Origin of the sequence: Isoptericola dokdonensis DS-3 (assembly GCF_001636295.1) — a bacterium.
In the GTDB taxonomy this organism is placed as follows: Bacteria; Actinomycetota; Actinomycetes; order Actinomycetales; family Cellulomonadaceae; genus Isoptericola; species Isoptericola dokdonensis.
In genome coordinates, this window is sequence record NZ_CP014209.1 from 2,556,760 (window position 1) to 2,582,472 (window position 25,713).

27 protein-coding genes and 1 pseudogene are annotated in these 25,713 nt (G+C 70.9%); 15 read left to right on the plus strand and 13 right to left on the minus strand.

What is annotated here, in order from left to right:
* Positions 1-136 precede the first annotated feature (136 nt).
* Positions 137-982: a helix-turn-helix transcriptional regulator gene (locus tag I598_RS11935; protein WP_068203149.1), complete on the plus strand. Its 846-nt coding sequence runs from the start codon at positions 137-139 to the stop codon at positions 980-982.
* Between the two features lie 16 nt (positions 983-998).
* On the opposite strand, the gene I598_RS11940 is transcribed toward I598_RS11935, so the two are convergent.
* The gene (locus tag I598_RS11940; RefSeq protein WP_232314143.1) at positions 999-1,571 is read right to left on the minus strand and encodes a hypothetical protein; all 573 of its coding nucleotides are present in this window, start codon (positions 1,569-1,571) and stop codon (positions 999-1,001) included.
* Between the two features lie 169 nt (positions 1,572-1,740).
* Here I598_RS11940 and I598_RS11945 point away from each other — a divergent pair, with 169 nt between their 5' ends.
* Positions 1,741-2,193, plus strand: coding sequence for a hypothetical protein (locus tag I598_RS11945; RefSeq protein ID WP_157557225.1), 453 nt, complete (start codon positions 1,741-1,743; stop codon positions 2,191-2,193).
* A 39-nt stretch (positions 2,194-2,232) separates the two neighbouring features.
* A complete protein-coding gene (locus I598_RS11950) occupies positions 2,233-3,276 on the plus strand; it encodes a S66 family peptidase (RefSeq protein WP_068205249.1) in 1,044 nt (347 codons plus the stop codon).
* Between the two features lie 123 nt (positions 3,277-3,399).
* On the opposite strand, the gene I598_RS11955 is transcribed toward I598_RS11950, so the two are convergent.
* Together I598_RS11955 and I598_RS11960 are read right to left on the minus strand one after the other, a co-directional pair.
* Positions 3,400-4,038 (minus strand): AAA family ATPase, encoded by a 639-nt coding sequence (locus I598_RS11955; RefSeq protein ID WP_068205250.1) that lies wholly within the window; start codon positions 4,036-4,038, stop codon positions 3,400-3,402.
* Between the two features lie 146 nt (positions 4,039-4,184).
* Positions 4,185-4,802, minus strand: a complete 618-nt coding sequence (locus I598_RS11960) for a TetR/AcrR family transcriptional regulator (RefSeq protein ID WP_068203152.1) — start codon at positions 4,800-4,802, stop codon at positions 4,185-4,187.
* A gap of 86 nt (positions 4,803-4,888) precedes the next feature.
* Here I598_RS11960 and I598_RS11965 point away from each other — a divergent pair, with 86 nt between their 5' ends.
* The 3 genes from I598_RS11965 (at position 4,889) to I598_RS11975 (ending at position 7,926) form a co-directional block, all read left to right on the plus strand.
* A complete protein-coding gene (locus tag I598_RS11965; RefSeq protein ID WP_068205251.1) occupies positions 4,889-5,413 on the plus strand; it encodes a DnaJ family domain-containing protein in 525 nt (174 codons plus the stop codon).
* 212 nt (positions 5,414-5,625) lie between these two features.
* On the plus strand, positions 5,626-6,909 hold the full coding sequence (locus tag I598_RS11970; protein WP_068203153.1) for an MFS transporter: 1,284 nt from the start codon (positions 5,626-5,628) through the stop codon (positions 6,907-6,909).
* Positions 6,910-6,942: 33 nt separating this feature from the next.
* Complete coding sequence (locus I598_RS11975; RefSeq protein ID WP_068203154.1) at positions 6,943-7,926, plus strand: DNA polymerase III subunit beta family protein; 984 nt, start codon at positions 6,943-6,945, stop codon at positions 7,924-7,926.
* A 233-nt stretch (positions 7,927-8,159) separates the two neighbouring features.
* Here I598_RS11975 and I598_RS11980 read toward each other — a convergent pair whose 3' ends face one another.
* Positions 8,160-9,509: a hypothetical protein gene (locus tag I598_RS11980; RefSeq protein WP_083973230.1), complete on the minus strand. Its 1,350-nt coding sequence runs from the start codon at positions 9,507-9,509 to the stop codon at positions 8,160-8,162.
* Between the two features lie 221 nt (positions 9,510-9,730).
* Between I598_RS11980 and I598_RS11990 the strand changes: the two are divergent.
* The 5 genes and pseudogenes from I598_RS11990 (at position 9,731) to I598_RS12010 (ending at position 13,936) form a co-directional block, all read left to right on the plus strand.
* Positions 9,731-10,878 (plus strand): annotated as a pseudogene (locus I598_RS11990) (IS3 family transposase).
* Positions 10,879-11,025: 147 nt separating this feature from the next.
* A complete protein-coding gene (locus I598_RS11995) occupies positions 11,026-12,192 on the plus strand; it encodes a TRAFAC clade GTPase domain-containing protein (protein WP_083973232.1) in 1,167 nt (388 codons plus the stop codon).
* Positions 12,189-12,566, plus strand: a complete 378-nt coding sequence (locus I598_RS12000; RefSeq protein ID WP_068203158.1) for a hypothetical protein — start codon at positions 12,189-12,191, stop codon at positions 12,564-12,566. Before I598_RS11995 ends, I598_RS12000 begins: the two co-directional genes overlap by 4 nt.
* 108 nt (positions 12,567-12,674) lie before the next feature.
* On the plus strand, positions 12,675-13,322 hold the full coding sequence (locus I598_RS12005) for a DUF6308 family protein (RefSeq protein ID WP_068203159.1): 648 nt from the start codon (positions 12,675-12,677) through the stop codon (positions 13,320-13,322).
* A gap of 92 nt (positions 13,323-13,414) precedes the next feature.
* On the plus strand, positions 13,415-13,936 hold the full coding sequence (locus I598_RS12010) for an HNH endonuclease (protein ID WP_198155688.1): 522 nt from the start codon (positions 13,415-13,417) through the stop codon (positions 13,934-13,936).
* Between the two features lie 121 nt (positions 13,937-14,057).
* On the opposite strand, the gene I598_RS12015 is transcribed toward I598_RS12010, so the two are convergent.
* From I598_RS12015 to I598_RS18110, 3 genes are all read right to left on the minus strand, one after another.
* Positions 14,058-14,243 (minus strand): hypothetical protein, encoded by a 186-nt coding sequence (locus tag I598_RS12015; RefSeq protein ID WP_068203161.1) that lies wholly within the window; start codon positions 14,241-14,243, stop codon positions 14,058-14,060.
* A 226-nt stretch (positions 14,244-14,469) separates the two neighbouring features.
* The gene (locus I598_RS18105) at positions 14,470-16,203 is read right to left on the minus strand and encodes a DnaB-like helicase C-terminal domain-containing protein (RefSeq protein WP_472382568.1); all 1,734 of its coding nucleotides are present in this window, start codon (positions 16,201-16,203) and stop codon (positions 14,470-14,472) included.
* The gene (locus I598_RS18110) at positions 16,110-17,297 is read right to left on the minus strand and encodes a DnaB-like helicase N-terminal domain-containing protein (protein WP_232314144.1); all 1,188 of its coding nucleotides are present in this window, start codon (positions 17,295-17,297) and stop codon (positions 16,110-16,112) included. The genes I598_RS18105 and I598_RS18110 overlap by 94 nt, the downstream gene beginning before the upstream one ends.
* Before the next feature lie 295 nt (positions 17,298-17,592).
* Here I598_RS18110 and I598_RS12025 point away from each other — a divergent pair, with 295 nt between their 5' ends.
* The gene (locus I598_RS12025; protein ID WP_068203162.1) at positions 17,593-18,915 is read left to right on the plus strand and encodes an MATE family efflux transporter; all 1,323 of its coding nucleotides are present in this window, start codon (positions 17,593-17,595) and stop codon (positions 18,913-18,915) included.
* Between the two features lie 12 nt (positions 18,916-18,927).
* Here I598_RS12025 and I598_RS12030 read toward each other — a convergent pair whose 3' ends face one another.
* Positions 18,928-19,146: a hypothetical protein gene (locus tag I598_RS12030; RefSeq protein WP_068203163.1), complete on the minus strand. Its 219-nt coding sequence runs from the start codon at positions 19,144-19,146 to the stop codon at positions 18,928-18,930.
* 21 nt (positions 19,147-19,167) lie between these two features.
* Positions 19,168-19,731, minus strand: a complete 564-nt coding sequence (locus I598_RS12035) for an MOSC domain-containing protein (protein ID WP_068203164.1) — start codon at positions 19,729-19,731, stop codon at positions 19,168-19,170.
* A 110-nt stretch (positions 19,732-19,841) separates the two neighbouring features.
* On the opposite strand from I598_RS12035, the gene ggt reads away from it, so the two are divergent.
* The 3 genes from ggt (at position 19,842) to I598_RS12050 (ending at position 23,044) form a co-directional block, all read left to right on the plus strand.
* Positions 19,842-21,761 (plus strand): gamma-glutamyltransferase, encoded by a 1,920-nt coding sequence (gene ggt / locus I598_RS12040; protein ID WP_083973234.1) that lies wholly within the window; start codon positions 19,842-19,844, stop codon positions 21,759-21,761.
* A gap of 102 nt (positions 21,762-21,863) precedes the next feature.
* Positions 21,864-22,409, plus strand: coding sequence for a P-loop NTPase family protein (locus tag I598_RS12045; RefSeq protein ID WP_068203166.1), 546 nt, complete (start codon positions 21,864-21,866; stop codon positions 22,407-22,409).
* A gap of 56 nt (positions 22,410-22,465) precedes the next feature.
* Entirely contained in the window at positions 22,466-23,044 is a 579-nt protein-coding gene (locus tag I598_RS12050; protein WP_068203167.1) for a P-loop NTPase family protein, read from the plus strand.
* A 67-nt stretch (positions 23,045-23,111) separates the two neighbouring features.
* Here I598_RS12050 and I598_RS12055 read toward each other — a convergent pair whose 3' ends face one another.
* The 4 genes from I598_RS12055 to gcvT form a co-directional block, all read right to left on the minus strand.
* Positions 23,112-23,534: a (deoxy)nucleoside triphosphate pyrophosphohydrolase gene (locus I598_RS12055; protein WP_068203168.1), complete on the minus strand. Its 423-nt coding sequence runs from the start codon at positions 23,532-23,534 to the stop codon at positions 23,112-23,114.
* A gap of 112 nt (positions 23,535-23,646) precedes the next feature.
* Entirely contained in the window at positions 23,647-23,880 is a 234-nt protein-coding gene (locus I598_RS12060) for a helix-turn-helix domain-containing protein (protein ID WP_068203169.1), read from the minus strand.
* Between the two features lie 249 nt (positions 23,881-24,129).
* Complete coding sequence (gene gcvH / locus I598_RS12065; RefSeq protein ID WP_068203170.1) at positions 24,130-24,498, minus strand: glycine cleavage system protein GcvH; 369 nt, start codon at positions 24,496-24,498, stop codon at positions 24,130-24,132.
* A 48-nt stretch (positions 24,499-24,546) separates the two neighbouring features.
* Positions 24,547-25,710 (minus strand): glycine cleavage system aminomethyltransferase GcvT, encoded by a 1,164-nt coding sequence (gene gcvT, locus I598_RS12070; RefSeq protein ID WP_068203171.1) that lies wholly within the window; start codon positions 25,708-25,710, stop codon positions 24,547-24,549.
* Between the last annotated feature and the right edge of the window lie 3 nt (positions 25,711-25,713).

Genomic DNA, 25,713 nt, shown 5'->3' on the forward strand with positions numbered 1-25,713 from the left:
CACCCCACACCGCGGCACGGACCGGAACCAGGGCCCGGCGATCCGTCCCTCGTGCCCAGCGGGGGATCGCCAGGCCGTGGTTCCCGGACGCCTCGCGGGGTAGAACGGAGACCGACGAGCCGAGGAGAGTGGACCGATGATCGACAGGACAGGGCTCGCGGAGTTCCTCCGCCGACGACGCGAGGCGCTGCAGCCCGAGGACGTCGGCCTGCCCCGCGGCCGACGGCGCCGCACCGCCGGGCTGCGCCGCGAGGAGGTCGCCGCGCTGTGCCACATGTCGACCGACTACTACGCGCGGCTGGAGCGCGAACGCGGGCCGCACCCGTCCGCGCAGATGATGGCCTCGATCGCCCAGGGGCTGCACCTCAGCCTCGACGAGCGCGACCACCTCTTCCGGCTCGCCGGCCACCAGCCGCCGCCGCGCGGCACCGGCGGCGACCACGTCAGCCCCGGGCTGCTGCGCATCCTCGACCGGCTCACCGACACCCCCGCCGAGATCGTCACCGAGCTGGGCGAGACGCTGCGGCAGACGCCGCTCGGCGTCGCGCTCACCGGGGACGCCGCGCGCCACACCGGCCCGGCACGCAGCGTCGGGTACCGCTGGTTCACCGACCCCACGACCCGCGACCTCTACCCGCCCGAGGACCACGACCGGCTGTCCCGCGTGTACGCCTCCCAGCTCCGGCAGGTCGTGACCCTGCGCGGCCCGGGATCCCGCGCGGCGCACCTCGCCGAGCGGGCCCTCGCCGACAGCGACGAGCTACGACGGCTGTGGGACGAGCACGAGGTCGGCCGACGCCACCCGCCCGAGCACACCAAGCGATTCCTCCACCCCCAGGTGGGCGCGCTCGAGCTGCACTGCCAGACCCTCCTCGACCCGCAGCAGGCGCACCTGCTGCTCGTCTACACCGCCGTGCCCGGCAGCGAGAGCTACGAGAAGCTGCAGCTGCTCGCGGTCGTCGGGGCGCACGCGCCGGCCTGACGCCGTCGCTGGGTCGTCAGTCGTCGCCGAACAGTCCGCCGTCGAGCACCCGGCTGTACCGCAGGCGCAGCGCTCGCTCGGTGCTCGCGAGGAGAGTGGCGACGATCAGCGCGACGTTCGCCGTGCCCGACAGGTGGAACGGCGAGGTGAACGTGCCGACGTGCTCCGCCACCGGGGGGATCTCGGTGATCTGCTCGATGATCTGCGGCACGCCCAGCACCAGGGCCACCCCGAGGACGAGCAGGGTCACCGCCCCGACGAAGCGGCTCACCCCGGGCCGGTCACGGTCCAGGCGCGCCCGCCGCCCCTCCGCCGAGGCCGGGTCCGGCGTGAGCTGGCGCTCCTGCCCGTCAGGAGTGACGTAGTGGCAGCGCTTGAGGCCGTACCCGCTGTTGTCCACCTCGATCGCGCCGCCCGTCACCGGGAACCGGGCGGGCAGCTTCGACGTCGCCTGGTGCACGCCGTCGCGGTACAGCCGCGCCCGCACCTCGCCGTCATCGGAGTCACCCCAGAGCCGCACGTCGACGGACCAGGTCTCGGGCTGCCCGGCCTCACCCGTCAGCCGCAGGTGGAACAGCGTGCGCTGCAACGGCTGCCACCACCGGAACCGAGGTAAGGCGTGACCGTCCCCGGCCTTGATCCGACGGGCGGCACGGCGACGCTTCCGATCCGAGAACATCTCCAGCAACGTAGCAAGCCGTCCGCCGCCTGTCCCGGGGTGCGGCCGCCGTCGGCGCCCGGCCCACTACAGTCCGACCATGTCGACGTTCACAGGGCGGCACCGCAGCGTGGCCGGCGCGCTGTTGTTCGGTGGTGCGGCCTTGGGAGGGTGCGCCGGAGCGCCCGCCGGTTCACTGGTCGCCACACCAGCACCTGACGCCGCGCCGGCCCAGGTGGTCCAGGCGGTCGTCGACGCCATCAACGACCGCGATGCGGAGCTGGTCGCAGAGATGACGACGTCGGGCTTCCACGACCACCTGGAACAGACCTGGCTGGCGCGCGGCTACCTGACCGACGCGACCATCGGCGCGACGCGCGACCGCGCCGGCCCAGGAACCGCCTACAGCGAGGCGAACACTGCCGCGGTGAACCTGACCTTCACGCCCGAGCAGGCCGACAGCTCGATGACGAACGGGGAGCCGACCACCTGGTCCGTCCTGCTCGTGGAGCAGGACGGCCGCTGGGTGGTCTTTGACATGGGCGCCGGCTGAGGATCGCGATCAGGCGGAGCCGTGCGGCAGGCTGTCGCCATGGAACTCGTCTCGCCCCGCAAGGCCGCGCCCGGGGACAAGGTCGCCGTCGTCTCGCCGTCGTTCGCCGCCCCGGGGTTCGCGTCGGCGGTCCACGAGCAGGCGATGGCGCGCCTCACCAAGGTCACCGGCCTGATCCCCGTCGAGTACCCCACGACCCGCCGCCTCGACGCCACCGCGCAGGATCGCGCCGCCGACCTCAACGCCGCGTTCGGCGACCCCGAGATCCGTGCCGTGCTGGCCACCGTCGGCGGTGAGGACCAGATCACCGTGATCCCCCACCTCGACGCCGAGCTCATCCGCGCCGACCCGAAGCCGTTCCTCGGGTACAGCGACAACACCAACCTGCTGAACTGGCTGTGGACGCACGGCGTCGCCGGCTTCTACGGCGGATCCACCCAGGTGCACCTCGGCCCCGGGCCGTCCGTCGACGCCGTCCACGCCGCGTCCCTGCGCGCGGCCCTCCTCGCCGGTGGACGCCTCGAGATCACCGAACCCGGGGAGTCCGAGGACTACGGCAAGGACTGGCTCGACCCCGCAGCGCTCACCGACCACGGGGACCGCGAACCCACCGAGCCGTGGACCTGGGCTGGACCTGCGCGCTCCGTCACCGGCCGCACCTGGGGCGGCTGCATCGACGTGCTGCAGTGGATCCTCACCGCCGGGCGCTTCCCCACCGACCCCGGCGTGCTCCACGGCGGCGTCCTGCTGCTGGAGAGCTCGGAAGAGCTCATCCCCGCACGCGAGTTCGGCTGGATCCTCCGCTCGCTCGGCGAACGCGGCATCCTCGACGCCGTCGACGCCGTCGTCGTCGCCCGCCCGCCGACCACGAACTTCGACGTGCACCGCACCGCCGGCGAGCGCGCGGTCGAGCGGGCCGCGCAGCGCGACGTCGCCGTCGAGACCGTGCAGCGCTACCACCCGGACGCCGTCGTCGTGGTCGGCGTGCCTTTCGGCCACACCCGGCCGCAGTGGATCGTGCCCTACGGCGGGACGATGACGGTCGACGGCGCAGCCCAGCAGGTGTGGGCCGACTTTGGCTGAGCGCTGGCACCCGGCGCCTGGTTCGGCGGCCCGCCGCCCTACCCAGGTCCTAGGTCCGACCACCCCTGGGCACGGGCGGCCACAGGAGCCTGTCCACGTCGTTGCGGGACGACCTGCAACTCGTCAGCGGGGACGCACGTGCTCCCAGGTGGTCGCCAATCGTCGCGCCGCGCGGCGCACCGGCCCGGCGTCGTCGGGGGCGAGCTGCACCGCGCACAGCGCGGCGACCTGCTCCGCGGCCTGCGCCACCGTCAGGTGATCGGTGGCGACGTGCTGCGCGAACCCCGGGGCACCGAGCCGCTCGAGATTCGGGACCACCCTGTCGACGGCCCACTGCTCGCGACGCAGCGCCAGACGCCGCAGGCCCACCGCGTCGGCCAACCGGCCACCGCCCAGACCCCGGCCGGCCAACCTGGCGACGACCGTCTCCGGGGCGGCCATCAGAGCGATGTGCCGGACGTCGTGCCCGACCTCTCGCAACCGGCCGACCGTCTCGTCGAAGTAGCGCCGATCCGTCACCGTCATCGGGACGAGGACGTGCCCGTCGTGCCGACGCAGGATCAGATCGAGCACCTCCACCACGCCGGTCCGCCATGCGACGAAGTCCTGGAAGTCCGGGCGGTACGACGCCGGGACGAGCTTCTGCATCCCGTAGCCGACCTGCTCGGGATCGACGACGAGACTCCCCGGAAGGCGGCGGTGCAGCTCGGCCACCGTGTGCGTCTTGCCGACGCCGAACGTCCCGTTCACCCAGATCAGCACGGCGTCAGCGTAGTTCCGCACTCCATCCTGCGAGCGAGCCCACGCCTTCGACGAGATGATCCCCGGCCGCGACGAGCACGACCTGGACACTGCGCGAACGTGCGCGGGCGCGGCCAGTCCTGCGGATCTCGCCGATCTCTGCACCGCTACCGGGGACCTGACCACGCCGCATCGGTGAACAGGCGGTTCAGATGCTGGTCGATGGCAGCCAGCGCGGCGTGGGGCGTGATCACCTCAAGATCGAGCAAGGGGGTGAACCCGGTCAACGCCAAGATGAGGTCCGTCTCGACGTCAGGGTCGCGGCCGGGGGCGATCTGGCCCTGCGCGATCGCCTGTCGCACGAGGCCCTCGATCATGGCGCGACCGTCACGGAGTCCCAGGGTCGCCTGCTCGCGCAGCGCCACGTCGTGCAGAGCCTCCAGGACGTACGCGGCGCTCATCCGCGACGAGGCGCGCGCGTCGGGATGCAGGGGCAGCATCTCGACGAGCACCAGGCGCAGCACGTCCCTGGGGTGCGGAGGCTGATCGACCTCGGCCAGCCCGCGGGCGACACGGTCGGCGGTCCGCTCCGCAGCGAAGTCCATCGCGAAGCTCAGCATCGCCGCGCGGGACGCGAAGTAGTGCTGCAGCTGCCCCAAGGAGACGCCCGCCTCGCGGGCGACCTCACGCAGGGTCGCCCGGTTCCAACCGCCGTGGTCGACGACCCGCCACAGCGCGAGGGCGATCGCCTCACGTCGTTCCTGGTGGTCCACCAGCTTCGGCACCCTGCCCCCTCCCGTTGGCAATACGCATGACATAGTACAGTTGTATGGCAACGTACTGTTGTATGGCAACGACGGACGGAGTGCCGATGGCCGACCCGCACCTGCCACCCGCGTTCTTCAACCCCTACGCAGTCGCCATCGACGACGAGGTGGCGATCGCGCTGCTGGCGGACATGCACATTCGCCAGGCGATCGAACGAGGCGAGTTCGATGATCTGCCCGGCAGCGGCAAGCCGATCGACATGCCTGACCGCCACGATCCCGACTGGTGGCTGAAGAGCCTCCTGAAGCGCGAGAAGCTCGTGCTGCTGCCTCCCTCGATCCAGCTGCGCAAGGACGACGCCGCCCTGGATGAACGCCTCGACCAGATGGGAAACGAGGCGGACGTCCGTCACGAGATCGAGGAGTTCAACAGGCGGGTGCTTCGTGGCCGCTACCAGCTGCCCGCCGGGCCGCCCCTGGTCACCATGCCGCGGGACGTCGATGCGACCGCGGCTGCCTGGGCGGATCGCCACGCGAAGCGGGCCGCGGAGACACGGACGAAGCCGCGTACGGAGGCTCCTGATGAGGAGCGGCGCCACCGTCGAAGCATCCGTCGGCGCCACCGGTAGTTCCCGTCGTCGAACGGGAACATCGGCCTCAACAGGGGTGTCGACGTGCAGCGCAGATTGCGCGGACACGCCTGCCTACCGTGCGTGATCTCGGGCGTGTCGCGGTGGGTGCGCAACGTAGCCCGCCACGCCCCGACGTGCGCAAGGGGTGGCGGGTTTGCCCACGTTGAGGCCATTGACTCTCGACTCGATCGAGCCATGACCGTGCCGACATGAACGTCGTCGAAACCAGAGAACTGAAGCTGCCCCGCCCCTACCTCGCCTGGCTCGCCGGCGTCACCGTCTCCCAGCTTGGAAGTGCCGTCCTCATGTTCGCGCTCGGGTGGGCCGCGGCCGGGCTCGGCGGCACGACAGCGGCAATGGTCCTGACCCTCAACGGCCTGCCACGCGTCGTCTTGCTGGTAGTGGGGGGCGCGGTCGCGGACCGCGCCGGAGCGCGACGACTCCTCATCGTCGGGGAGGCGACGCTGCTCGTGCTGACAGCCACGCTGGCGCTGACGCTGGCCCGGTTCGGCACCCCGACCTGGTTGCTCATTGCGTCCTCCCTGGCGCTCGGGACGGTGACCGCGTTCTGCCTGCCCGCCACCGGTTCCATGCCGCGCCGTCTCGTCCCCGACGACCAGCTGTCCCGTGCGCTCGCACTGCGGCAGAGCGGGAACCAGGCCGTGTTGATCGCTGCCGCGCCGTTGGGTGGTCTGCTCGTCGGCACGGCTGGTCTTCCGGCGATCGCCTGGGGTGACGTACTGACGTTCGGCGTCTCGCTGTGTGTCCTCCTCCTGGTGCGCGAGCTGTCCGTTCCGTCGTCGGACAAGATGCCCGACGAGCCTGCGCGCGGCAGGACTCGGCTCGAACTGCTCGACGGCTTCCGCGTCGTCCGACGCACTCCCGCCCTTGGTGAAGCTCTCCTCGTCGTCGGCGTCGGCGCAGCACTGATGCTGCCGGTGCCGTCACTCCTGGTTCCGCTGATCGGCCGAGCATCGGACTGGGGACCGGGTGTCACAGGTGTCGTCTCCGGCTCCGTCGGCGTCGGGATGATCGGCGCGGCCCTGCGCGCGGCCCGACGGCGGACGCCTCCGGCAGGCGTTGCATCCTCCGAGAGCATTGCTTCGCCGGCAGGTACCGTGGTGACCGCCCTAGCGGTCAGCGCGAGCGGGGCGGCCGGGCTCACGACTGGCGTGATGCTCGCAGCCGCGCACGGCAACGCGGGAGCCGTAGCCACCACCGTCGGTGCACTGGTCTTCGGCTTCGGCAACGGCATGTTCGTGGCGCGGATGGCGCCCCTCGTCCTGGGCACTGCGCCGCGGACGCACCCGGCACGCGTGCAGGCGCTGGTGGGACTGGTGCAGCTCGTGCCCGTGATGGTGACCAACACGTTTCTCGGCGCACTGGCGGAGCACACGTCACCGGGCTGGGCACTGGGGGCGATAGTGATCGCGCTCGCGGCTTGCACCATCTGGGCACGCCGCATCTCGCCTGAGCCGCGGGAGGCCGATTGACCCTCCAGTCGGTCGAGGGGCCACAGTGGGTCCGTGCACGACGATCTGCTCAGCATCGGAGCCCTCGCCCGCGCCGGTGGTCTGCCCGTGACGGCGCTACGGTTCTACGACGCCGCCGGGGTACTTCGGCCCGCCCACGTCGACCCGGTGACCGGCTACCGCTGGTACACCTCCGCGCAGGTCCACACGGCCCGGCTGGTCGCAAGCCTGCGTCAGGCGGGGCTCCCGGTGGCAGACCTGCTCACCGTCCTTGCAGCACCCCATGAGGCCAAGTCCGTCCTGGACCACCATCGCCGTCGCCTCGAGATGGACCTGGCCACGGCCGGCGCACACCTCGACGCCGCCGCAGAGATCCTCTCCCGGCCCGGCCGCTGCACGGTCGCCGCCGCGGACCTCGCCGCCGCGTTCAGGTCCGTGCGACACGCCGTCGGCGCCGATGAAGACTGGCCCGCCCTGGCCGGCGTGCTGCTCCATCTCGACGGGCACACCCTCCGTCTCGTCGGCTGCGACCGCTACCGCCTCGCCGTCGCGACCGTAGCCGTGCGCCAGCACGCAGGCCCACAGGCCCGCGTCGTCGCACCACTGAACCTCCTCGACGAGATCATGTCCGCGACGACGCTGCCCGACGAAGGTCAGGTCGTCCTCGGCGCGAACACCCTGGAGGTGCTGGGTTTCCAGGGTGACCCCGTCGATGCCCCCTACCCCGACTACGAACGGCTTCTGGGATCGGCGACGTCGCGCAGCCTGACGATCGAGTCCGAGACGCTGATCAGGGCCGTCGCGGAGGCTGGAGACGCCGTCGTCGTGCGGCTCGCCGGCGAACATGTGGACCTGGTCGCGCCGTCCGCTCCTGACACGCTGGGCTTCTCGCGCACGTTCGTCCTCGACGCTGTCCGTGCAGCCCGCGCGGAACACGTCGCACTCGCTCTCGACGACGAACGGTCAGCGCTCAGCATCTCCCCGGCGGGCCGTCCGCACGACGTCAGCCTCGTCATGCCGATCCGCCTGCGCCCCTAGAAGATCGCGTCCAGTCGCATAGACGCAGAATGGAGAAAAATGGACTGCACGTCGACAAATGTCGACGTGCAGCGCAGATTGCGCGGACACGCCTGCCTACTTTGCGCGATCTCGGGCGTGTCGCGTCGGTCGCGCTATGTAGGTTGCACGCTCGACCGGAGACCGGCCGGTCAATCGTGCCGGGAGGCGTTGGTGGCGGCCAGGTCCAGGACTCGGTGCAGCCGCTGGTCCCCTCACGTCTTGACTACGATCGCCGTCCGTGAGGCGATGAGCGGCGGCTTGCGAGCTTTCGTCTCCAGCTGCCCGTCCGCGCGCAGACGATGGTGGGCCGCGTACGGAAGGACTCGCGGGTCCAGCGGGTGCAGCGGGTGCGGGTTGTGGAAGACGTGCATCCCGTCGCCCCACATCTCCTTTGACTGCATCGAGACGACCTCTCGAAACATCTGCGGGGCGCCGGCATCGGCATCAGGATCGGCAACGGTGCCGACGTGGACCAGCTCGACGTCGTCGCGGCCGAACCCCGCCTGCACACCCATCCGGTCGAACTTCGAGATCGTGCCGAGCGCGTTGAAGATCACCGCGCTGACGTTCTCGGCGTCGGGCTGGTTGAAGAACCCCGAGTCCACCTTCTTGTTGTTCCAGCGGTGCTGCTTCACGCGCACCGGGGTGACGTCGAGGTGGCCGCTGGGGTCGGTGTGCGACTCGTGGCGCAGGCCGTAGAGGTACTCCGGCAACGCGGAGCCGCTGTAAGTCATCGACATGTAGTCGTGGAAGTCCTGGATCGCGATGGCGAACGGATGCCCGGCCGCATCGCTGTGCAGCCAGTCCTTCTTGCCGAGCTTGAACGTCAACGGACCGGCGTACCGGATTGGCAGGTAGTGGTGGCGATAGGCCGACGCGTCCTCCGCGGGCGCTGGACGAGCCGACGGCGCTGGCTTGCCGTCGACCACGCTCGGGTTGATGGTCGTCGCCTCGACGGCGAGGGTGCCGGCCAACCCACTCGCGAGGAAGTCGGGGGCAGGGTTGGGCCGGTCGATGGCCAGGTTCGACTCTTTGAGCGCAGCAAACAGATACAACTCCCACATGCGAGCGTCGAAACCCGTCGTCTGGAACTGCTCCACGAAGTTCCCGTCGATGTCGTCGTACCAGCGCATCATTCGCTCGATGACCGCGCGCGCCGGGACGTAGCCGCGGTTCTCCGCCAGGCTGCGGAAGTCGGGATGCAGGCGGCTCGCCTTGACCACAGGCGTAAAGAAGTCGACCGGTGCTCGGGTGTCGTCGTCCTGCCTGCGCAGCTCGTCGTAGTCGCTGTTCGCGTTAGCCGCCACGAAGCGCTCCATCGCCGCCTGCGCGGAGGCTGCGTCAAGGTGGCCCGGGTCGGCCATGAGAGCTCTGAGCCTCTCCTGCATGTCCGGCGCGAGCACGATTGCGACGAACTCGCTGTCGGTGTCGACCACGATGGTCGCGACGAAGCGCCCGTCCTCGGATTCATACCAGGCGAACTCTCGCCCGAACAGAGCTGCGGAAGGGAGCCGGGAGTAGCCCGCTAGCGCCTCGAAGCGCGCCCTACTGATCGGATGCACAGTCACACGATGGCGCGGGTTCTCACCGCGTGGCAAGACGCCGACTTGGACTCCTTACGATCTAATCGAGCGGCCCGTGCGCAGCGACGGGATCGCCACTGACTCGTCGTCGTGCCCCACCATGTTGCGCCCCGGGTCTGATGGAGGCTCTGGTGTGTCCCGCCTTCCTCGGAGTCGGATTACTGGATTCTTGTGCCACCTGACCCTGGAGGAGGGGCCTCGTGGGACGTCGTGGGTATCCGCCGGAGTTCCGGCGCAAGGTGTTGGACCTGCTCGAGTCGGGCCGCAAGGTCGCCGACGTGGCGCGCGATCTGGAGATCAGCGATCAGACGATCTACTCCTGGCGGCGCCAGGACCGCATCGACAAGGGCCTCGAGCCGGGCCTGACCAGTGCGGAGAAGGCCGAGCTGACCGCAGCCAGGAAGCGGATCACCGAGCTGGAGACCGAGCTAGCGATCCACCGGCGCGCGAGTGAGCTGCTGGGCAAGGTGGTGCCCCCAAAAGGCGGTTCGAAGCGATCGCGGTGATGGCCGACGAAGGCCTGCCGGTCCAGCCCGCGGCGCGGGTGCTGGGGTGCTCGGAGTCGGGCTACTACGCCTCGCGGGTGCGAGCACCATCGGCCCGCCGGGTGCGGCATGCCCTGCTCACCGAGACCATCCGCACCATCCACACCGCCTCGCGGGGCGTCTACGGCGCGCGGCGGGTTCATGCCGAGCTGACCAAAGGCCACGGCGTCCAGGTCTGGCATGGGACCGTGGAGATGCTCATGGCTCGCGCCGGGCTCAAGGGCATGGGCGGGCGCCCGAAGCGGCGTCGCGCCCGCCCGGATCTGATCTCGAACGATCTCGTCGATCGGCAGTTCGCCCGCGAGAGAGTCGACGAGCTGTGGGTCACCGACATCACCGAGCACCCGACCAGGGAGGGCAAGGTGTACTGCACCGTCGTGCTCGATGTGTGCTCGCGGCGAGTGGTCGGGTGGTCGATCGACTCCTCACCGACCGCCGCCCTGGTCACCAACGCGCTCGGCATGGCCATCGAGAACCGCCGGCCACCCGCCGGGACGATCATTCACTCGGACCATGGCGTTCAATTCGGATCCTGGGCCTTCACCACCCGGGCCAAGGAGTCCGGCCTGGTGCCGTCGATGGGATCGATCGGCGACTGCTACGACAATGCCGTCATCGAGAGCTTCTGGTCGCGCATGCAGGTCGAGCTCTTGGACCGTCGCCGCTGGCGCACCCGCCTGGAGCTCGCGAACGCGATCTTCGAGTACCTCGAGATCTTCCACAACCGCCAGCGCCGGCACTCCGCCCTCGGCTGGCTGACACCCGTAGAGTTCGAGAGCACAGCAACGATCACCGTGGCCTAGATTCCAGCAATCTGACTCCACGGAAGCCGGGGCACACCAGAACTCCGCAGGTCAGGCACGCGAGGACTCGCGAAGTTCACCCGGTCAATCGTTCAGCCGCGGCCGATCCAGCGGCGCTGACTCCGATGCCCGCTGTATCGTCGCCGCGTGGCAGCGAGTCTTCGAGTCAGAGACCAGCACATCGCCGTGTTCGGCGGGAGCGGCAGCGGCAAGACTGTTCTCGTCTCCTCGTTCTACGGGGCGACCCAGGAACCGTCGTTTGCCAAGGAGAGCCTGTTCCACGTCATCGCGGACGACACCGGCCAAGGACATCGCCTGCGTCAGATCTACCTGGGCATGAAGAACGACGCGAAGACGCCTCCGACGAATCGGTTCGCCGCCGAGCCCTACAAGTTCACGGTCAAGCTGAAGGACTCGGCGGACGCCAAGACTGCCAAGGCCCGGGCCTTCGACGCGCTGCGTCTGGTCTGGCATGACTACCCGGGCGAGTGGTTCGAGCAGGAGCCCAGCAGCGAGACCGAAGCGACGCGCCGGGTCGACACGTTCCGGTCTCTGCTCCGCTCGGACGTCGCCATGGTCCTCGTCGATGGGCAGAAGCTCCTCGATTACGCCGGGGACGAGGGGAAGTACCTGAAGTCCCTGTTTGGGGACCTGCGCGACGGACTGCTCCGGCTCAAGGACGAACTCCTGGACGACGGCGAGCGGCTGAAGGAGTTCCCGCGGGTGTGGATCATCGCCTTGTCCAAGGCCGACCTGCACCCCGAGTTGCACGCCCACGGCTTCCAGGACCTTCTCATCCAAAAGGCCGCCGGCGACGTCGCCGCACTGCGCGACGTCGTCACCGACCTGGTGCAGTTCCCCGAAGCCCTGTCGCTTGGGGAGGATTTCCTGCTCCTCTCGTCTGCCAAGTTCGAGCCCGAGAGGATCGAGGTCACCAAGCGCGTCGGCCTCGATCTCATCCTCCCGGTGGCCTCGATCCTGCCCCTGCAACGGCTGGTCCAGTGGTCGCAGCACTTCGAGGTCCCTCGCCGACTGCTCGACCACTTCGCCGACAACGCCGAGGCGATCGCGCTGGTTCTGGTGAGTGCGAAGTCTTTCCGGGACGTCATCGGCAAGATCCCCAAGGTCGGTCCACTGCTGGCGTCCGCGCTGCCCATGCTCGCCCAGGCGGCGCAGCTCAGCAGGTCCAAGATCGAAGCAGTGAACGCCACCGCACGGGCCAAGCACGACAACCTGGCAGCAGTCCTCTCGCAGTTCCAGCTCGATCTCGAGCGCGGCGAAGAGGACGGAACCTTTGTGAAGAGCAACAAGTGAACCTCATCTGGGCCACCCGCGGGCGCTCCTGGGGATTTCGGTTCCTCCTCGACAGCGGGTACGCCGACCCGCTGGACGCCTACGAGCGGGCTTTTGCCGGAACCGGCGACGCGGAGTTGACGTGCCGACGGGTGGGCGATCGTGTCGCGCTGCGGTTCCCGGACCCCGACGGTCGACTCGATCACGCAGGACGGGTCATCCCTCATGACGTCGTCGTCATGCCGCCCCACTCCACCGACATCCGCACCGTCCAGGACGGCCTGGCGAAGGTCTGGCCTCTGCTCGCCGCAGCCTTCGCTGCCGTATGGGATCTGCCGACAGCACCCGCCCAGAGGCAGATCGACGACCTGGTCGGCAGAGCGTCCTCGCACTGACGCCTCGACTCGACGGGCAGCCCCCAACCGCACCGCAGGTACCACGAGGGATGCAGACGACTATCGCACCGTCGCACCATTGTCGGACCGGTCTGCCACTCTGGTCGGATGCCGTCACAGATGACAGTCGCAGGCAAGACGATCGCTGACCCGTTCAAACAGCTGACTGAGTACGCGCATCGCTATAGCGGCACCCTCACGAAGTATGACCTGGGCGGTTCCGGAGACGCCAACGTGCTGACTGCCGACGAGGTGACACGAACCCGGATCATCGCGAGCCGAATCTCGGCCACGGAGAGCGCCTGGTTCGTCGAGCGGGGCCGCAGCGCGCCGTGGAGCCAAGTGGCCGCCGACGCCAGCCTGGCTAGTGCGGACCCGGCCGAGCCCGATGGGCTGTACGCAGCGGCCATCGCCCTCTACGACCACTTCCGCGAAGCCGCTCCCAAGGGCGTAGCGACCGCCAAAATCCACAAGGTGCTCCATCTCAAGCGCCCTGCTCTGATCCCGATCCTCGACAGCAGGCTGCTCGCCGCCTACGGGCCAGCCGCAGCCGAGGCCGCTCGACGCCACCCGGACCTCGGCGCTCGACGCCTGAACTGGGTAGCCATCCGCGAGGACCTCATCGACGAGAGCAACGCACGGGCACTCACCGAAGTGCGCGCCCGACTGGCTGCCGACGAGGACGCTACGGTCCGAGTGATGGCGCGGCTGACGGATCTGCGTCTGCTCGATGCCGTGGCTTGGAGAGCCGGCTGATGGAGTCAGGATCCGCGGACGAACGGCGTCCGCCTCGGCCCCGCCAGCTCGACGACCCCTACCCCGAGGCCCTCGAGTCGGCTTTGCACCACGTGGCCGATCGCGACATCGATGGCGCGCGGTCGGTACTGCAGGACATCCAGTTCGCGCCGGTGCCCCGGCGCCCAGAACGATGGCCCTCGACGTCGGTGATCGCGGGGATCTATGCGCGGGACTGCTACCAGTGCCGCTACTGCGGAGAGAAGACCGTCCTCACCCCGGTCATGCGGCTGCTGTCGAGGCTCTTCCCGGACGAGTTCCCCATGCACCCGAACTGGAAGTCCGATCAGACACACCCCGCCTTCGTCTCCCGATCCGCCACACTGGATCACGTCCAGTCCATCGCCGGCGGCGGTGATCCCGTGGCGGAGGACAACCTCGTCACTGCCTGCTGGGGCTGCAACCGTCGCAAGGGAGACCTGCGGCTCGACGAGCTTGGATGGGAGCTGCGCGACCCTGCAGACCCGCACTGGCGTGGACTGACCGAGCTCTACGAACCGGCATGGATCGCCGCCGGGCGACCAAAGCTGAGCGAGACCGAGATGACCTGGATGCGCGCAACCAAAGCACGCTGACACCCGCCAGCGGCGAGAACCCCAGCGCATCCGCCACGGCGAAGACCATAGCCTCGCGGCCCGAAGCGCGCCGCACGGCTGGCACCACAAGCAGATGTCGCCATGTGAGGGCGCTGGCCCGCTAGCGGGCTCGGCGGTCAGTACGCCGGCGGTCGAGCAGGACGACGACGCCGAACGTGAGCGCCAAGGCCACCGCCGCAGCAACCATCGAGAGCACCACGCTGGTACCGGAGAACAGCGCGATCGCGAGGACGACGGCGAACACGACGATCGGCAGGATCCAGTTACCCGTGACCTCGGAGTTCATGGTCCCCGATCCTATTTAGCAGCGACTGCACAGGCCACTCCCCAGCAGCGAGCCAAGACCGCCGGGCCATAAGACTTGATCACGATGTCCCCGATACGACTCGCCACGCAGACCAGCGCTCGCCGGTCACGCTGCACATGCCTTCACGGCAAGCGTGTCGCACGGAGCTAAGCCTCTGGGGCCAAGCGCGACGGGGTCAAGAGCGCGCCAGAGGCACCACATGGTGTCAGACCTGCATGTCGACGAACCGCGAGTAGTGGCCCTGGAACGCAACGGTGATCGTGTCCGTGGGGCCGTTTCGGTGCTTCGCCACGATCAGATCCGCCTCGCCCGCGCGAGGAGACTCCTTCTCGTAGGCGTCCTCGCGGTGCAGCAGGATGACCATGTCGGCGTCCTGCTCGATGCTGTTGTGGACGGCGATGCCGTTGGCGATGAAGTTGTGGGTGTCGAGCACGGTGGCGTCGAACACCTGCTTCTCCCCCATCGGCTCGACGGAGACGACGTCGTCCCAGACGAGATCGTTGACGGCCTCGATCTCCAGGTCGGCCTGGTCGAGCACGTCGGCGACAGCGCCGAGCCGCTGGCGGCCGTCGCTCTCGACGGCGCGGGTTCCGGCAGCCACCACCTGGGCGGTGAGGACGTCGCGGACCTCGTCCCACATGCGACGCGGCCCGAGGTCGCCGGACTTTCCCGATGCGGCCCTGACCTGAGCGAGCAGCTCGCCAGCGGCAGCGGCATCGGTCTCACCGAGGCCGATCTCCTGGAGGAAGCGGCGCAGGTCGTCGTCGCCCACGACGTCCAGGCGGGCGCCGTCGTCGCCGGCGGTGATCCGGACAGAGATGCCGAACCGCAGGAGCAGTCGGCTCAGGCCGTCGAGGACGACCCGGGAACCACGGACGACGACCCGGCCGCTCCCGGTTGTGTCGAGGACGACCTCTCCGCGAGTCTCCGCGATCGTGCGCAAGAACAGTGCGATCTGCTGCTTCGGGAGGTGGTGCACGCTCTCGGGGATGCGCAGCTCCCGGTCGAGCCAGGCCTCGTCACGGAGTGACTGGTACGACTGTTCGACGTCCGCGCCGCTGACGATGCGGGCGAGCATGACGACCTTCCGGTCGTCCCACTCGGCGTTCCGCTCCGGGCCGGGGACGTGCCGCGGCACGCCGACGCGGGAACCGACCTCGAGCTCGCCGAGCGGTGTCCAGCCGTCGTAGGTGAGGAACGGGTGGTTGGCGGTCGCCTCGATCTCCTTGCCGGATGCCAGCCGGAGCCGGTAGACGGGCTTGACCCCGGTCGGGAAGACGTGGGTGAGGTGCCGTCGCACGTACTGGAGGCGGTCGTTGAGCGCCCAGACGGGGACGTCCTTGGCGTTGAGGGCGAAGAGCTCGCCCATCGTCGTCTCGGCGCCGGTGTCCGCGCGCAGGATCCGCGTGTCCTCGGTGAGGCAGCCTGATTCACGGAGGTCCGACATCTGCGGCTTCTTGTCGCCGCGCTGCTCCGGGCCACGGTTCAGCTGCGACAGCGCGATGACGGGGACCTCGATCTCCTTCGCGAGCAGCTTGAGCGCGCGGGAGAACTCGGAGACCTCCTGCTGGCGGGACTCGACCTTCTTGCCGGACGACATCAGCTGGAGGTAGTCGATGACGACGAGCTTGAGGTCGTGCTTCTGCTTGAGTCGCCGGCACTTGGCGCGAATCTCGGTGAGCGACATGTTGGGCGAGTCGTCGATGAACATCGGCGCCTCGGACACCTTGCCCATGACGCCGGCGAGCTTCTGCCAGTCGTCGTCGCCCATGGAGCCGTTGCGCAGCTTCTGCAGGTGCACCCGCGCTTCGGCGGAGAGCAGACGCATCGTGATCTCGTTGCGGCTCATCTCCAGGGAGAAGACGACGGACGCCTTCTGGTTCTTGATGGAGGCAGCACGGGCGATGTCGATCGCGAGGGTCGAGTTGTGCGTCGGGATGCCGGCGTGCGACGCGAGGTAGAGGTGCGTCGGGTGGTCGATCTCGACGCAGCGTACGGGGACGGACTCCACGGCGCGGACGTCGACGATCTTCCAGGCGGCGTCGTGCCGGGCGACGGAGTGTGCGACACCGTCACGCATTGACGCGACGACGTCCTCGGTGGTGCGGACCTCGACGTCGGCTGGATCGCCGGAGGTGCTGGTCGCCCACTCGTGCCAGGCGTCCGCGACGATGGTCGTGCCGTCGTCGAAGACGACCTCGTAGCAGGGGCGGCCGGGCATGACCTCGGTCGCCCGCACGACGCGCGTCGGCGTCCCGTCGACGGCGACCAGCTCGTCGCCGACGGCGACGTCACCCATGGTGGTCCAGCCCGTCGGCGTGGGCAGGGGGTGTCGAGGGCGAGGGCCTTGCCCATGGCCGGACGGGCGGCGATGACGATCATCTGGCCGGGGTGCAGGCCGTTGGTGAGGCGGTCGAGGTCGGCGAACCCGGTGGGGACTCCGGTCATGCCCTCGCCGCGGTTCCCGGCAGCCTCGATCTCGTCCATGGTGCCGCCGATGATGTCGGCGAGCGGCATGTAGTCCTCGGACGTCTTGCGCTCGGTGACGGCGTAGATCTCCGCCTGCGCGTTGTTGACGACGGCGTCGACGTCGCCGCCGTCGGTGGCGTACCCGAGCTGGACGATCTTGGTGCCGGCGGCGACGAGGCGGCGCAGCACGGCGCGTTCCTGCACGATGCGGGCGTAGTAGCCGGCGTTCGCGGCGGTGGGGACGCCGGCCATGAGGTCGTGGATGTAGGAGGCGCCGCCGATGCGGCCGATCTCGCCGCGCTTGGTGAGCTCGGCGACGACGGTGATCGCGTCGGCGGGCTCGCCGCGGCCGTAGAGGTCGACGATCGCGTCGTAGACGGCCTCGTGCGCGGGGCGATAGAAGTCGTTGCCGCGGATCTGCTCGACGACGTCGGCGATGGCGTCCTTGGACAGCAGCATGCCGCCGAGCACGCTCATCTCGGCGTCGATGTCCTGTGGCGGGGTGCGGTCGAACGCGGCTCCGGACGACGAGCCGTAGCCCGCCTCGAGCTCATCGATCGACATGCTTCTCCCCCTTGCCGGCCCCCGCCGCACCTGACCCCGCGGCGAGCCTGCGGCCCGCCGTCGTGGTCTCGTTCTACCGTGCCCCACCGACACTCGGGACGACGCTAGGCGCGCCCGCGACCGTCTGCAACGGCGCCTGTGGACACAGGTGTGGAAGGGGTTGTGGAAGACTACCGACACCCTGTGCACAGACAGTGGACAACCCTGTGCACACCTGGGGACATCTCCTGTGTACAACCCGCGGATCGCCTGTGACCTGCGGTGATGCTGTTCCCAGGCTGTGGAGGAAAGAAAGGTGCGTGACGTGCGTCGGCTCGACCGCGACATCCTCGCCCTCGCGCTCCCCGCCCTCGGCGCACTCGTCGCCGAACCCCTCTTCGTCCTCGTCGACACCGCCGTCGTCGGGCACCTCGGCACCGCCGAGCTCGCGGGCCTGTCCCTCGCCTCGACGCTGCTGCTCACCCTCGTCGGGCTGTGCGTGTTCCTCGCCTACGCGACCACCGCGGCGGTCGCCCGCCGCCTCGGCGCCGGGGCCGAGCGCGAGGCGCTCCAGTCCGGGATCGACGGCCTGTGGCTCGCGCTCGGGCTCGGCGTCGTCCTCGCCGGGCTGCTCGTCGCCCTCGCCCCCGGGGCCGTCACGGCGATGGGCGCCGACGGCGAGGTCGCCGACCACGCCGTCACCTACCTGCGGTGGTCCGCCCCCGGCCTGCCCGGCATGCTGCTCGTGCTCGCCGCCACCGGCGTGCTGCGCGGCCTCCAGGACACCCGCACCCCCCTGTGGGTCGCGTCCGGCGGCGCCGTCTTCAACGCCGTCGGCTCCGTCACGCTCGTCTACGGCGTCGGCCTCGGGATCGCCGGGTCCGCGATCGCGACGTCGACGGCGCAGCTCGCCATGGCCGTCGTCCTCGGCGTCGTCGTGGTCCGCGGGGCGCGGCGCCGCGGCGCCTCCCTGCGCCCCCACCACGCCGGGATCTGGGCCAACGCCGTCGCCGGCGCCCCCCTGCTCGTGCGCACCATGTCGCTGCGCCTCGCCATCCTGCTCACCGTCTGGGTCGCCACCGGGCTCGGCGCCACCGCGCTCGCCGGGCACCAGGTCGTCAACAGCCTCTGGGGACTCGCCGCGTTCGCCCTCGACGCCCTCGCCATCGCCGCGCAGGCCCTCGTCGGGTTCGGGCTCGGCTCCGCCGACACCAGCCGCGTCCGCGAGGTGCTGCGGCGCTGCCTCCAGTGGGGCGTCGGCGCAGGAGTCGTCATCGGCGTCGTCCTCGCCGCCGGCGCCTGGTGGATCGCCCCGCTGTTCACCGCCGACCCCGACGTCCGCGTCGCCATCACCGCCGGGCTCGTCGTCACGGGTCTGCTCATGCCCATGGCCGGCTGGGTGTTCGTGCTCGACGGCGTCCTCATCGGCGCCGGGGACGGCCGCTACCTCGCCTGGGCGGGCATGCTCACCCTCGTTGCGTACGCGCCCGTCGCCCTCGCCGTCCGCGCCTGGGCACCCGACGGCGCCGTCGGGCTCGCGTGGCTGTGGGCCGCGTTCGCCGGCGTGTTCATGCTCGCCCGCGCTCTCACCACCGGCCTGCGGGCACGCGGCACCGCCTGGATGGTGACAGGAGCCTGAGCTTTCTCCGGCTCAGCGCTCGGATGCGCCGATCATCGGGAGGCCGAACGCCAGGCTCGCCGCGACGATGCCGCCCGCGAAGACGAACGGGGCGATGGCCGGGTCGGCGGTCGCGCCGATGCCGATGAGGACCAGGCCGCCGACGAACAGCACCATCGAGACGATGACCCGCCCCAGCATGGCTCCGGGGGCGTCGCTCTTCGGGGCCGGGTTCACCTGGAAGTCGCTCATGGGGAAAAGAGTAGTCCCCGCTCAGGGCAGCCGAGGCCTGCGGGCGGCGACCCCGGCCCGCGACGGGTCGAGCTCCACCGGGCTGACCAGCACCCCCGGCCCGCGGTGCAGCGTCCCGTCGGTCAGCGGCATGCAGCGCACGCCGCCCCGGCCCCGCAGCGCGTGGTGCGCACCGGGCGCGAGGACGCGGTCCATCCACGCGCACGGGTGCGCCGGGCGCCCGACGCGCAGCCGCACGGCACCACCTGCGGTCCGCAGCTCGACCTCCTCCCCCACGAGCGGCCCCAGCTCCGCCCCGCGCACCACGACGTTGCGGCGCGTCGCGAGCGGGTCGAGCGGGCCGGTGCCGAGGTCCTCCGCCACCGCCTCCAGCGCCTCCGCCGCGAACAGCGTCACCGCGGCATCCATGTGCGCCGCCTTGCCGAAGAACCGGTCCCCGACGATGCCCTTGCCCGCCACGACCCGCACCTCGTCCAGGTCCGACGTCGGGACGTCGGCTGCGCCGTCGCGCGGCCGCCCGAAGTAGGCGTGCTCGGGAGACACGAGCAGGTGCAGCACCTCGATCGGGTACTCGTGGACGGGCACCGGGCCAGTCTCCCCCACCCCGCGCCGGGCACGCTTCCGGTCGCGGGATCCGTTGCCCCGCGCGACCGTGGTGAGCCTGGACGTTCCTCCGGCCACCGAGAGGCAGGACCATGGACCACCGTAGTTCCGCACGTCAGACCCGCTCCGCCGAGCGACCGAGCGGCCGGCGCAGCGGCCCCCGGTTGCTCGCCGGCCTCACGGCGGTCACCCTCGCCGCGACCACCGCCGTCGCCACCACCGCGGTCGGCACGACCACCGCGAGCGCCCACCCGCCGTCGTCGAGCGCCGGGAAGGACCACGGCCGCTGGGACGACAAGGTGCCCACGGCGCGCGGGTTCGGAGGGGCGATCAGCACGGTCGACCCGGAGGCGAGCCGCGTGGGTCTGGACGTGCTGCGCCGGGGCGGGAACGCGGTGGACGCGGCGGTCGCGGCGGCGGCAGCGCTGGGGGTGACGGAGCCGTACAGCGCCGGCATCGGCGGGGGCGGGTTCTTCCTCCACTACGACGCCCGCTCGGGCGAGGTGTCGACGATCGACGGCCGGGAGACGGCGCCGGCGGCGATGCCGCGGGACGCGTTCATCGACCCGGCGACGGGCGCGCCCTACCGGTTCACGCCGGAGCTGGTGACGAGCGGGGTGTCCGTGGGGACGCCCGGCACGCCGGCGACGTGGGAGACGGCGCTGGACGAGTGGGGCACGTGGTCGCTGCGCAAGGCGCTGCGCCCGGCGACCACGCTGGCGCGGCGGGGGTTCGTCGTGGACGAGACGTTCCGGCAGCAAACCCTGGACAACGAGGCGCGGTTCGCGGCGTTCCCGGCGACGGCGGAGCTGTTCCTGCCGCGGGGTGACGCGCCGCGGGTGGGCAGCAGGTTCCGCAACCCGGACCTCGCGCGCACGTACGAGGAGCTGGCGAAGCGGGGCACCGACGCGTTCTACTCCGGTGCGCTGGCCGCCGAGATGGTGTCGGCGGTGCAGGACCCGGTCACGGACCCGGCGACGACGCTGCCGGTGCCGCCCGGCCACCTCGCGCTGGAGGACCTGGCGGGCTACCAGGCGCTGGTGCAGGCGCCCACGGTGTCGGACTACCGGGAGTTCGACGTGTACGGGATGGCACCGCCGTCGTCCGGCGGGTCGACGGTGGGCGAGGCGCTGAACATCCTGGAGACGTTCGACCTCGCGGGGATGTCGGACGTCGACTACCTGCACCACTACCTGGAGGCGAGCGCGCTGGCGTTCGCCGACCGTGGCGCCTACCTGGGTGACGCGGCGTTCGTCGACGTGCCGCTGGACACGCTGCTGTCGGACGAGTTCGCGGCCGAGCGCGCCTGCCTGCTCGACCCGACGACGGCCGCCACCAAGCCCGTGCCGCCCGGTGACGTGGACGCCGACGACGGGACCTGCGGCGAGACGCTCGCCCCCGAGCGCGAGGACACGGAGAACATCTCGACGACGAACCTGACGGTCGTGGACAAGTGGGGGAACGTCGTCGAGTACACCCTGACCATCGAGCAGACGGGCGGGTCGGGGATGGTCGTGCCGGGTCGCGGTTTCCTGCTCAACAACGAGCTGACCGACTTCTCGCCCGTGTGGGACGCCGACGACCCCAACCGGATCGAGCCGGGCAAGCGGCCCCGCTCCTCCATGGCCCCGACGCTGGTCCTGCGCGACGACGAGCCCGTCCTCGCGCTCGGCTCCCCCGGCGGGTCCACCATCATCACCACCGTCCTGCAGACGCTGACCAATCACCTCGACCGCGGCATGCCGATCGACCAGGCGCTCGCCGCGCCGCGGGCGACGCAGCGCAACACCGCGAACGTCACCGCGGAACCCGAGTTCATCAGCGCCTACGGCCCGGCGCTGACGGCGTACGGGCACACGCTCGTGGCGTCCGGCGACCAGTTCACCTCGGCCGCGGAGATCGGGGCCGCGACCGCCGTGCAGATCGGCGAGGACGGCCTGCTCACCGCCGTGTCCGAGCCCCGACGGCGAGGCGGCGGCGCCGCGATGGTCGTGCGGCCCGTGCGGGACTGAGGCACGTCCGGGACTGAGGCACGTCCGGGGCTGAGGCGCGTCCGGGGCCGAGGCGCGTCCGGCGGCCGGGCGGCGTCGTGACCGGTCCGCTAGGTTCGCGACGTGCCCGGACGCGCCGATCCGCCCGCCCTGCGCCGCGTCGTCGTCGCGGGCTCCCCGGGCGCGGGCAAGTCCACCCTGGCGCGCCGCCTCGCCGCCGTCCTCGACCTCCCCTACACCGACATCGACGCCCTGCACCACGGCCCGCGCTGGACGCCCCGGCCCGAGTTCCTCGACGACGTCCGGGCGCTCGCGGCGTCCGACGCGTGGGTGACCGAGTGGCTGTTCCCGCAGGCCAGACCCGTGCTGCTGGCCCGCGCCCAGGCGGTGGTGTGGCTCGATCTGCCCCCGTTGCTGGTCATGTGGCAGCTGCTGCGCCGCACCGTGCACCGGCACGTCCACCGCACCGAGCTGTGGGCGGGCAACCGGGAGGCGCCCCTGTGGACGGTCCTGACGGAGCCCAACCACGTCCTGCGGTGGGCCTGGCGCACCCGGCACGACACCGCCGCCCGGGTCGCCCGCTTCCCGCACGACGCACCCCACGTCGTCGTCGTGCGCCTGCGGAGCCACCGCGAGGCCGAGCGCTGGCTCGCCGGGCTCACCCGCTGACGCAGGCAGCGCGGCGACCCGGAGACAGGGCGGCACGCACGCGGTAACGTCGCGCGGTGCCCCACGACCACCGCTCCCCCGTCGGCCGCGCCCGCAGCGCGCGCCGCGTCCTCGTCGCGGGCACGGCCGGCGCGGGCAAGACCACCCTGGCGAGTCGGCTCGGGCAGATCCTCGACGTGCCGCACACCGAGATCGACGCCCTGTTCCACGGGCCCGGCTGGGTGCCGCGACCGGAGTTCCTCGACGACGTGACCGCGCTCGCGGCGTCGGAGGCCTGGATCACCGAGTGGCAGTACCAGCCCGTCCGCCCGCTCCTGCTGGAACGCGCCGAGCTGCTGGTGTGGCTCGACCTGCCCGTCCACGTCGTCATGCGGCAGGTGCTGCGCCGCACCCTCTCCCGCCGCTTCCGCCGCACGGTCCTGTGGAACGGGAACGTCGAGCCGCCCCTGTGGACGATCCTGCGGGACAAGGAGCACATCCTGCGGTGGGCGTGGCACACCCGTCACAAGTTCGACGGCCTGGTGGAGCACCTCGCCGACGTCGCGCCGCACGTCACCGTCGTCCGCCTGCGGAGCCACGCCGACGCCGACCGCTGGCTCGCCGACCTCGCGCTGACTCGCGACGGCCTGCGCTGACTGGCGGGGATGTGCGCTGACTCGCGATGGCCTGCGCTGACTGGTCGGACTCTGCGCTGACTCGGCGTCAGTCGGGCGGCGCGAGGCGCGCCGCGAGGGTCTCGACGATCGGGACGTCACCGTCGAGCCAGTCGACGGTCCACAGGGCGTCGTGCGCGAGCCACTCGAGGGCGTCGTGCTCGACGAGGGGGACGGGGTCACCCTGGTCGACGGTGGCGAACCACAGACGCATGACGTGCCGGTCGGTGATGAACCAGCCGCCGTCGTCGGGGCCGACGATCTCGTCGCCGAGGGTGACGGTGACGCCGAGCTCCTCGCGGATCTCGCGGTGGACGGCGTCGACGGGGGCCTCGCCCGGTTCGGCCTTGCCGCCGGGGAACTCCCACCGGCCGGCGAGCTCTGCCGGGCGGGAGCGGCGCGCGGCGAGCAGGCGGGTGGGGCGGTGCAGCGAGTCGACGATCGCCGTGGCGACCACGAGGCGTCGGGTCATGGGCGCGAGTCTGCCATCCGGCAGGTCACCGCCCCGTCTCTGTCCGGGGACGACACGAGCCCTGCCACCGACATCCCCCGAGTGGTGACAGGGCTCGTGACCGTGACAAGTGTCAGAACTGGCGGATCCCCGCCTCCTCGGCCCAGGCGACCGCGTCGGCGCGGGTCGAGACCCCGAGCTTGCGGTAGACGCTGCGCACCTGCGACTTCACCGTGTTCCGCGTGACGAAGAGGCGGCTGGCGATCTGCTCGAGGGTCACGTCCTCGGACAGGTTGGACAGCACGACCTGCTCGCGGCGGGTCAGACCGGGGTTCATGAACGTCCGGTCGAGCTCGATAGCACTCATCGTTCTTTCCTCCATCGACAGGCGCCGACCGGTGTTCGGTCGACCTGGGGATCTGCCGTCACGGGGAGAGAGTGCGAAGGCGGGGGTTCATGACGCGGATCACGTCGGCGAGTTTTCGCCTCGCGACGCCGCGAAGGCGTCACAAGGCGCCCCGGGCACACGACGACCCGGCATCGTCGCAGGTCAGCGGGCTGACGAACGCGTTGCCGGGTCGACGCGAAACTTACATCACGATATGGTCACGGACGCTCAGGCGGTGTGCTGGGCGTACTCCTCGGCGCTGAGGAGCTGACCCTCGCCCGACACCTCCACCTTGAACAGCCAGCCCGCGCCGAACGGGTCGGCGTTGACCACGGCCGGGTCGTCGACGGCGGCCGTGTTGACCTCGACCACCGTGCCCGACACCGGCGAGTACAGCTCCGAGACGGACTTGGTGGACTCGATCTCGCCGACGACGGTGCCCGCCTCGATCGTCGCGCCCACCTCCGGCAGCTCGAGGTAGACGACGTCGCCGAGCGCGTCGGCGGCCACCGACGTCACGCCGACGGTGGCGGGGGACGCGCCGTCGATCCACTCGTGCTCGACGGAGTAGCGCAGGTTCGCGGGGAAGTCGGCCATGATCAGGGCTCCTCTACGGGGAAGTTTGCGAAGGGTCGGGGACGTGGCTCAGCCACGACGGTAGAACGGCAGCGCCACGACGACGAACGGTTCGGCCCGCCCGCGCACGTCCACGGCGAGCTCGGTGCCCTCGGCGGACACCTCGGGCGTCACGTACGCCATCGCGACCGGGCTGCCGAGCGTGGGCGACGGGGCACCGGAGGTGACCGTGCCGACCTGCGGGCCGGCCGCGCCGTCGGCGCCGGGACGCACCACGGGGTACCCGGCGCGGGCCGGCCGCCGTCCGGTGCCCCGCAGGCCCACCAGCACGCGCGCCGGCGCGCTGTCCTTGCGGGCGGCCAGCGCCTCCCGGCCGACGAACTCCACGGGCGTGCCGTCGTCGGACGTCTTGTCGAGGCGCACGACGCGCCCCAGGCCCGCCTCGAACGGCGTGGTGGTCGTGTCGAGCTCGTGCCCGTACAGCGGCATGCCCGCCTCGAGGCGCAGCGAGTCCCGGGCGGACAGCCCGGCCGGGACCAGCCCGTACGGCTCCCCCGCGGCCAGGAACGCGCGCCACAGCGCGACGGCGTGCGGCACGTCGACCCACACCTCGAAGCCGTCCTCGCCGGTGTAGCCGGTGCGGCCCACCAGCACGGTCTCGTCGCCGAACCGCATGCCCAGGCAGGCGTAGTAGCGCAGGTCGTCCAGCGCGGTCCCGCCGGAGATCTCGTCGTCCTCGACCAGGACGGCGCGCAGGATCTCCTCGGCGCGGGGGCCTTGCACGGCGATCAGCGCCTGGCTCGCGGAGATGTCGCGGACCTGCGCGTCGAACCCGGCGGCACGCTCCAGCAGCGCCACGAGCACCGTGGCGGCGTTCGCGGCGTTGGCGACGACGAAGTACTCCCCCGGCGCGACGTGGTAGACGATGAGGTCGTCCAGCACTCCCCCGTCCGCGGCGCAGATCATCGTGTACCGGGCACGCATGACGGCCAGGCCCGACAGGTTGCCGACGAGCGCGTGGTCGAGGAAGGCTCCCGCGTCCGGCCCGGTGACGGAGATGCCACCCATGTGCGACAGGTCGAACAGCCCCGCGGCCTGACGGACCGCCTGGTGCTCGGCGAGGTCGGACGAGTACCGCAGCGGCATGAGCCAGCCGCCGAACTCGGTGAGGTTCGCCCCGAGGGCGACGTGCTCGTCGTGCAGGGGGGACAGCGTCTCGCTGGTCTCGGTCATGGG

What these genes read in the sequence shown, in the direction of transcription:
- I598_RS11935 (WP_068203149.1), top strand. Translation starts at nt 137, where the DNA reads ATGATCGACAGGACAGGGCTCGCGGAGTTCCTCCGCCGACGACGCGAG.
- I598_RS11945 (WP_157557225.1), top strand. Translation starts at nt 1,741, where the DNA reads ATGTCGACGTTCACAGGGCGGCACCGCAGCGTGGCCGGCGCGCTGTTG.
- I598_RS11950 (WP_068205249.1), top strand. Translation starts at nt 2,233, where the DNA reads ATGGAACTCGTCTCGCCCCGCAAGGCCGCGCCCGGGGACAAGGTCGCC.
- I598_RS11965 (WP_068205251.1), top strand. Translation starts at nt 4,889, where the DNA reads ATGGCCGACCCGCACCTGCCACCCGCGTTCTTCAACCCCTACGCAGTC.
- I598_RS11970 (WP_068203153.1), top strand. Translation starts at nt 5,626, where the DNA reads ATGAACGTCGTCGAAACCAGAGAACTGAAGCTGCCCCGCCCCTACCTC.
- I598_RS12005 (WP_068203159.1), top strand. Translation starts at nt 12,675, where the DNA reads ATGCCGTCACAGATGACAGTCGCAGGCAAGACGATCGCTGACCCGTTC.
- I598_RS12015 (WP_068203161.1), bottom strand. Translation starts at nt 14,243, where the DNA reads ATGAACTCCGAGGTCACGGGTAACTGGATCCTGCCGATCGTCGTGTTC.
- I598_RS18110 (WP_232314144.1), bottom strand. Translation starts at nt 17,297, where the DNA reads ATGTCGATCGATGAGCTCGAGGCGGGCTACGGCTCGTCGTCCGGAGCC.
- I598_RS12030 (WP_068203163.1), bottom strand. Translation starts at nt 19,146, where the DNA reads ATGAGCGACTTCCAGGTGAACCCGGCCCCGAAGAGCGACGCCCCCGGA.
- ggt (WP_083973234.1), top strand. Translation starts at nt 19,842, where the DNA reads ATGGACCACCGTAGTTCCGCACGTCAGACCCGCTCCGCCGAGCGACCG.
- I598_RS12055 (WP_068203168.1), bottom strand. Translation starts at nt 23,534, where the DNA reads ATGACCCGACGCCTCGTGGTCGCCACGGCGATCGTCGACTCGCTGCAC.
- I598_RS12060 (WP_068203169.1), bottom strand. Translation starts at nt 23,880, where the DNA reads ATGAGTGCTATCGAGCTCGACCGGACGTTCATGAACCCCGGTCTGACC.
- gcvH (WP_068203170.1), bottom strand. Translation starts at nt 24,498, where the DNA reads ATGGCCGACTTCCCCGCGAACCTGCGCTACTCCGTCGAGCACGAGTGG.
- gcvT (WP_068203171.1), bottom strand. Translation starts at nt 25,710, where the DNA reads ATGACCGAGACCAGCGAGACGCTGTCCCCCCTGCACGACGAGCACGTC.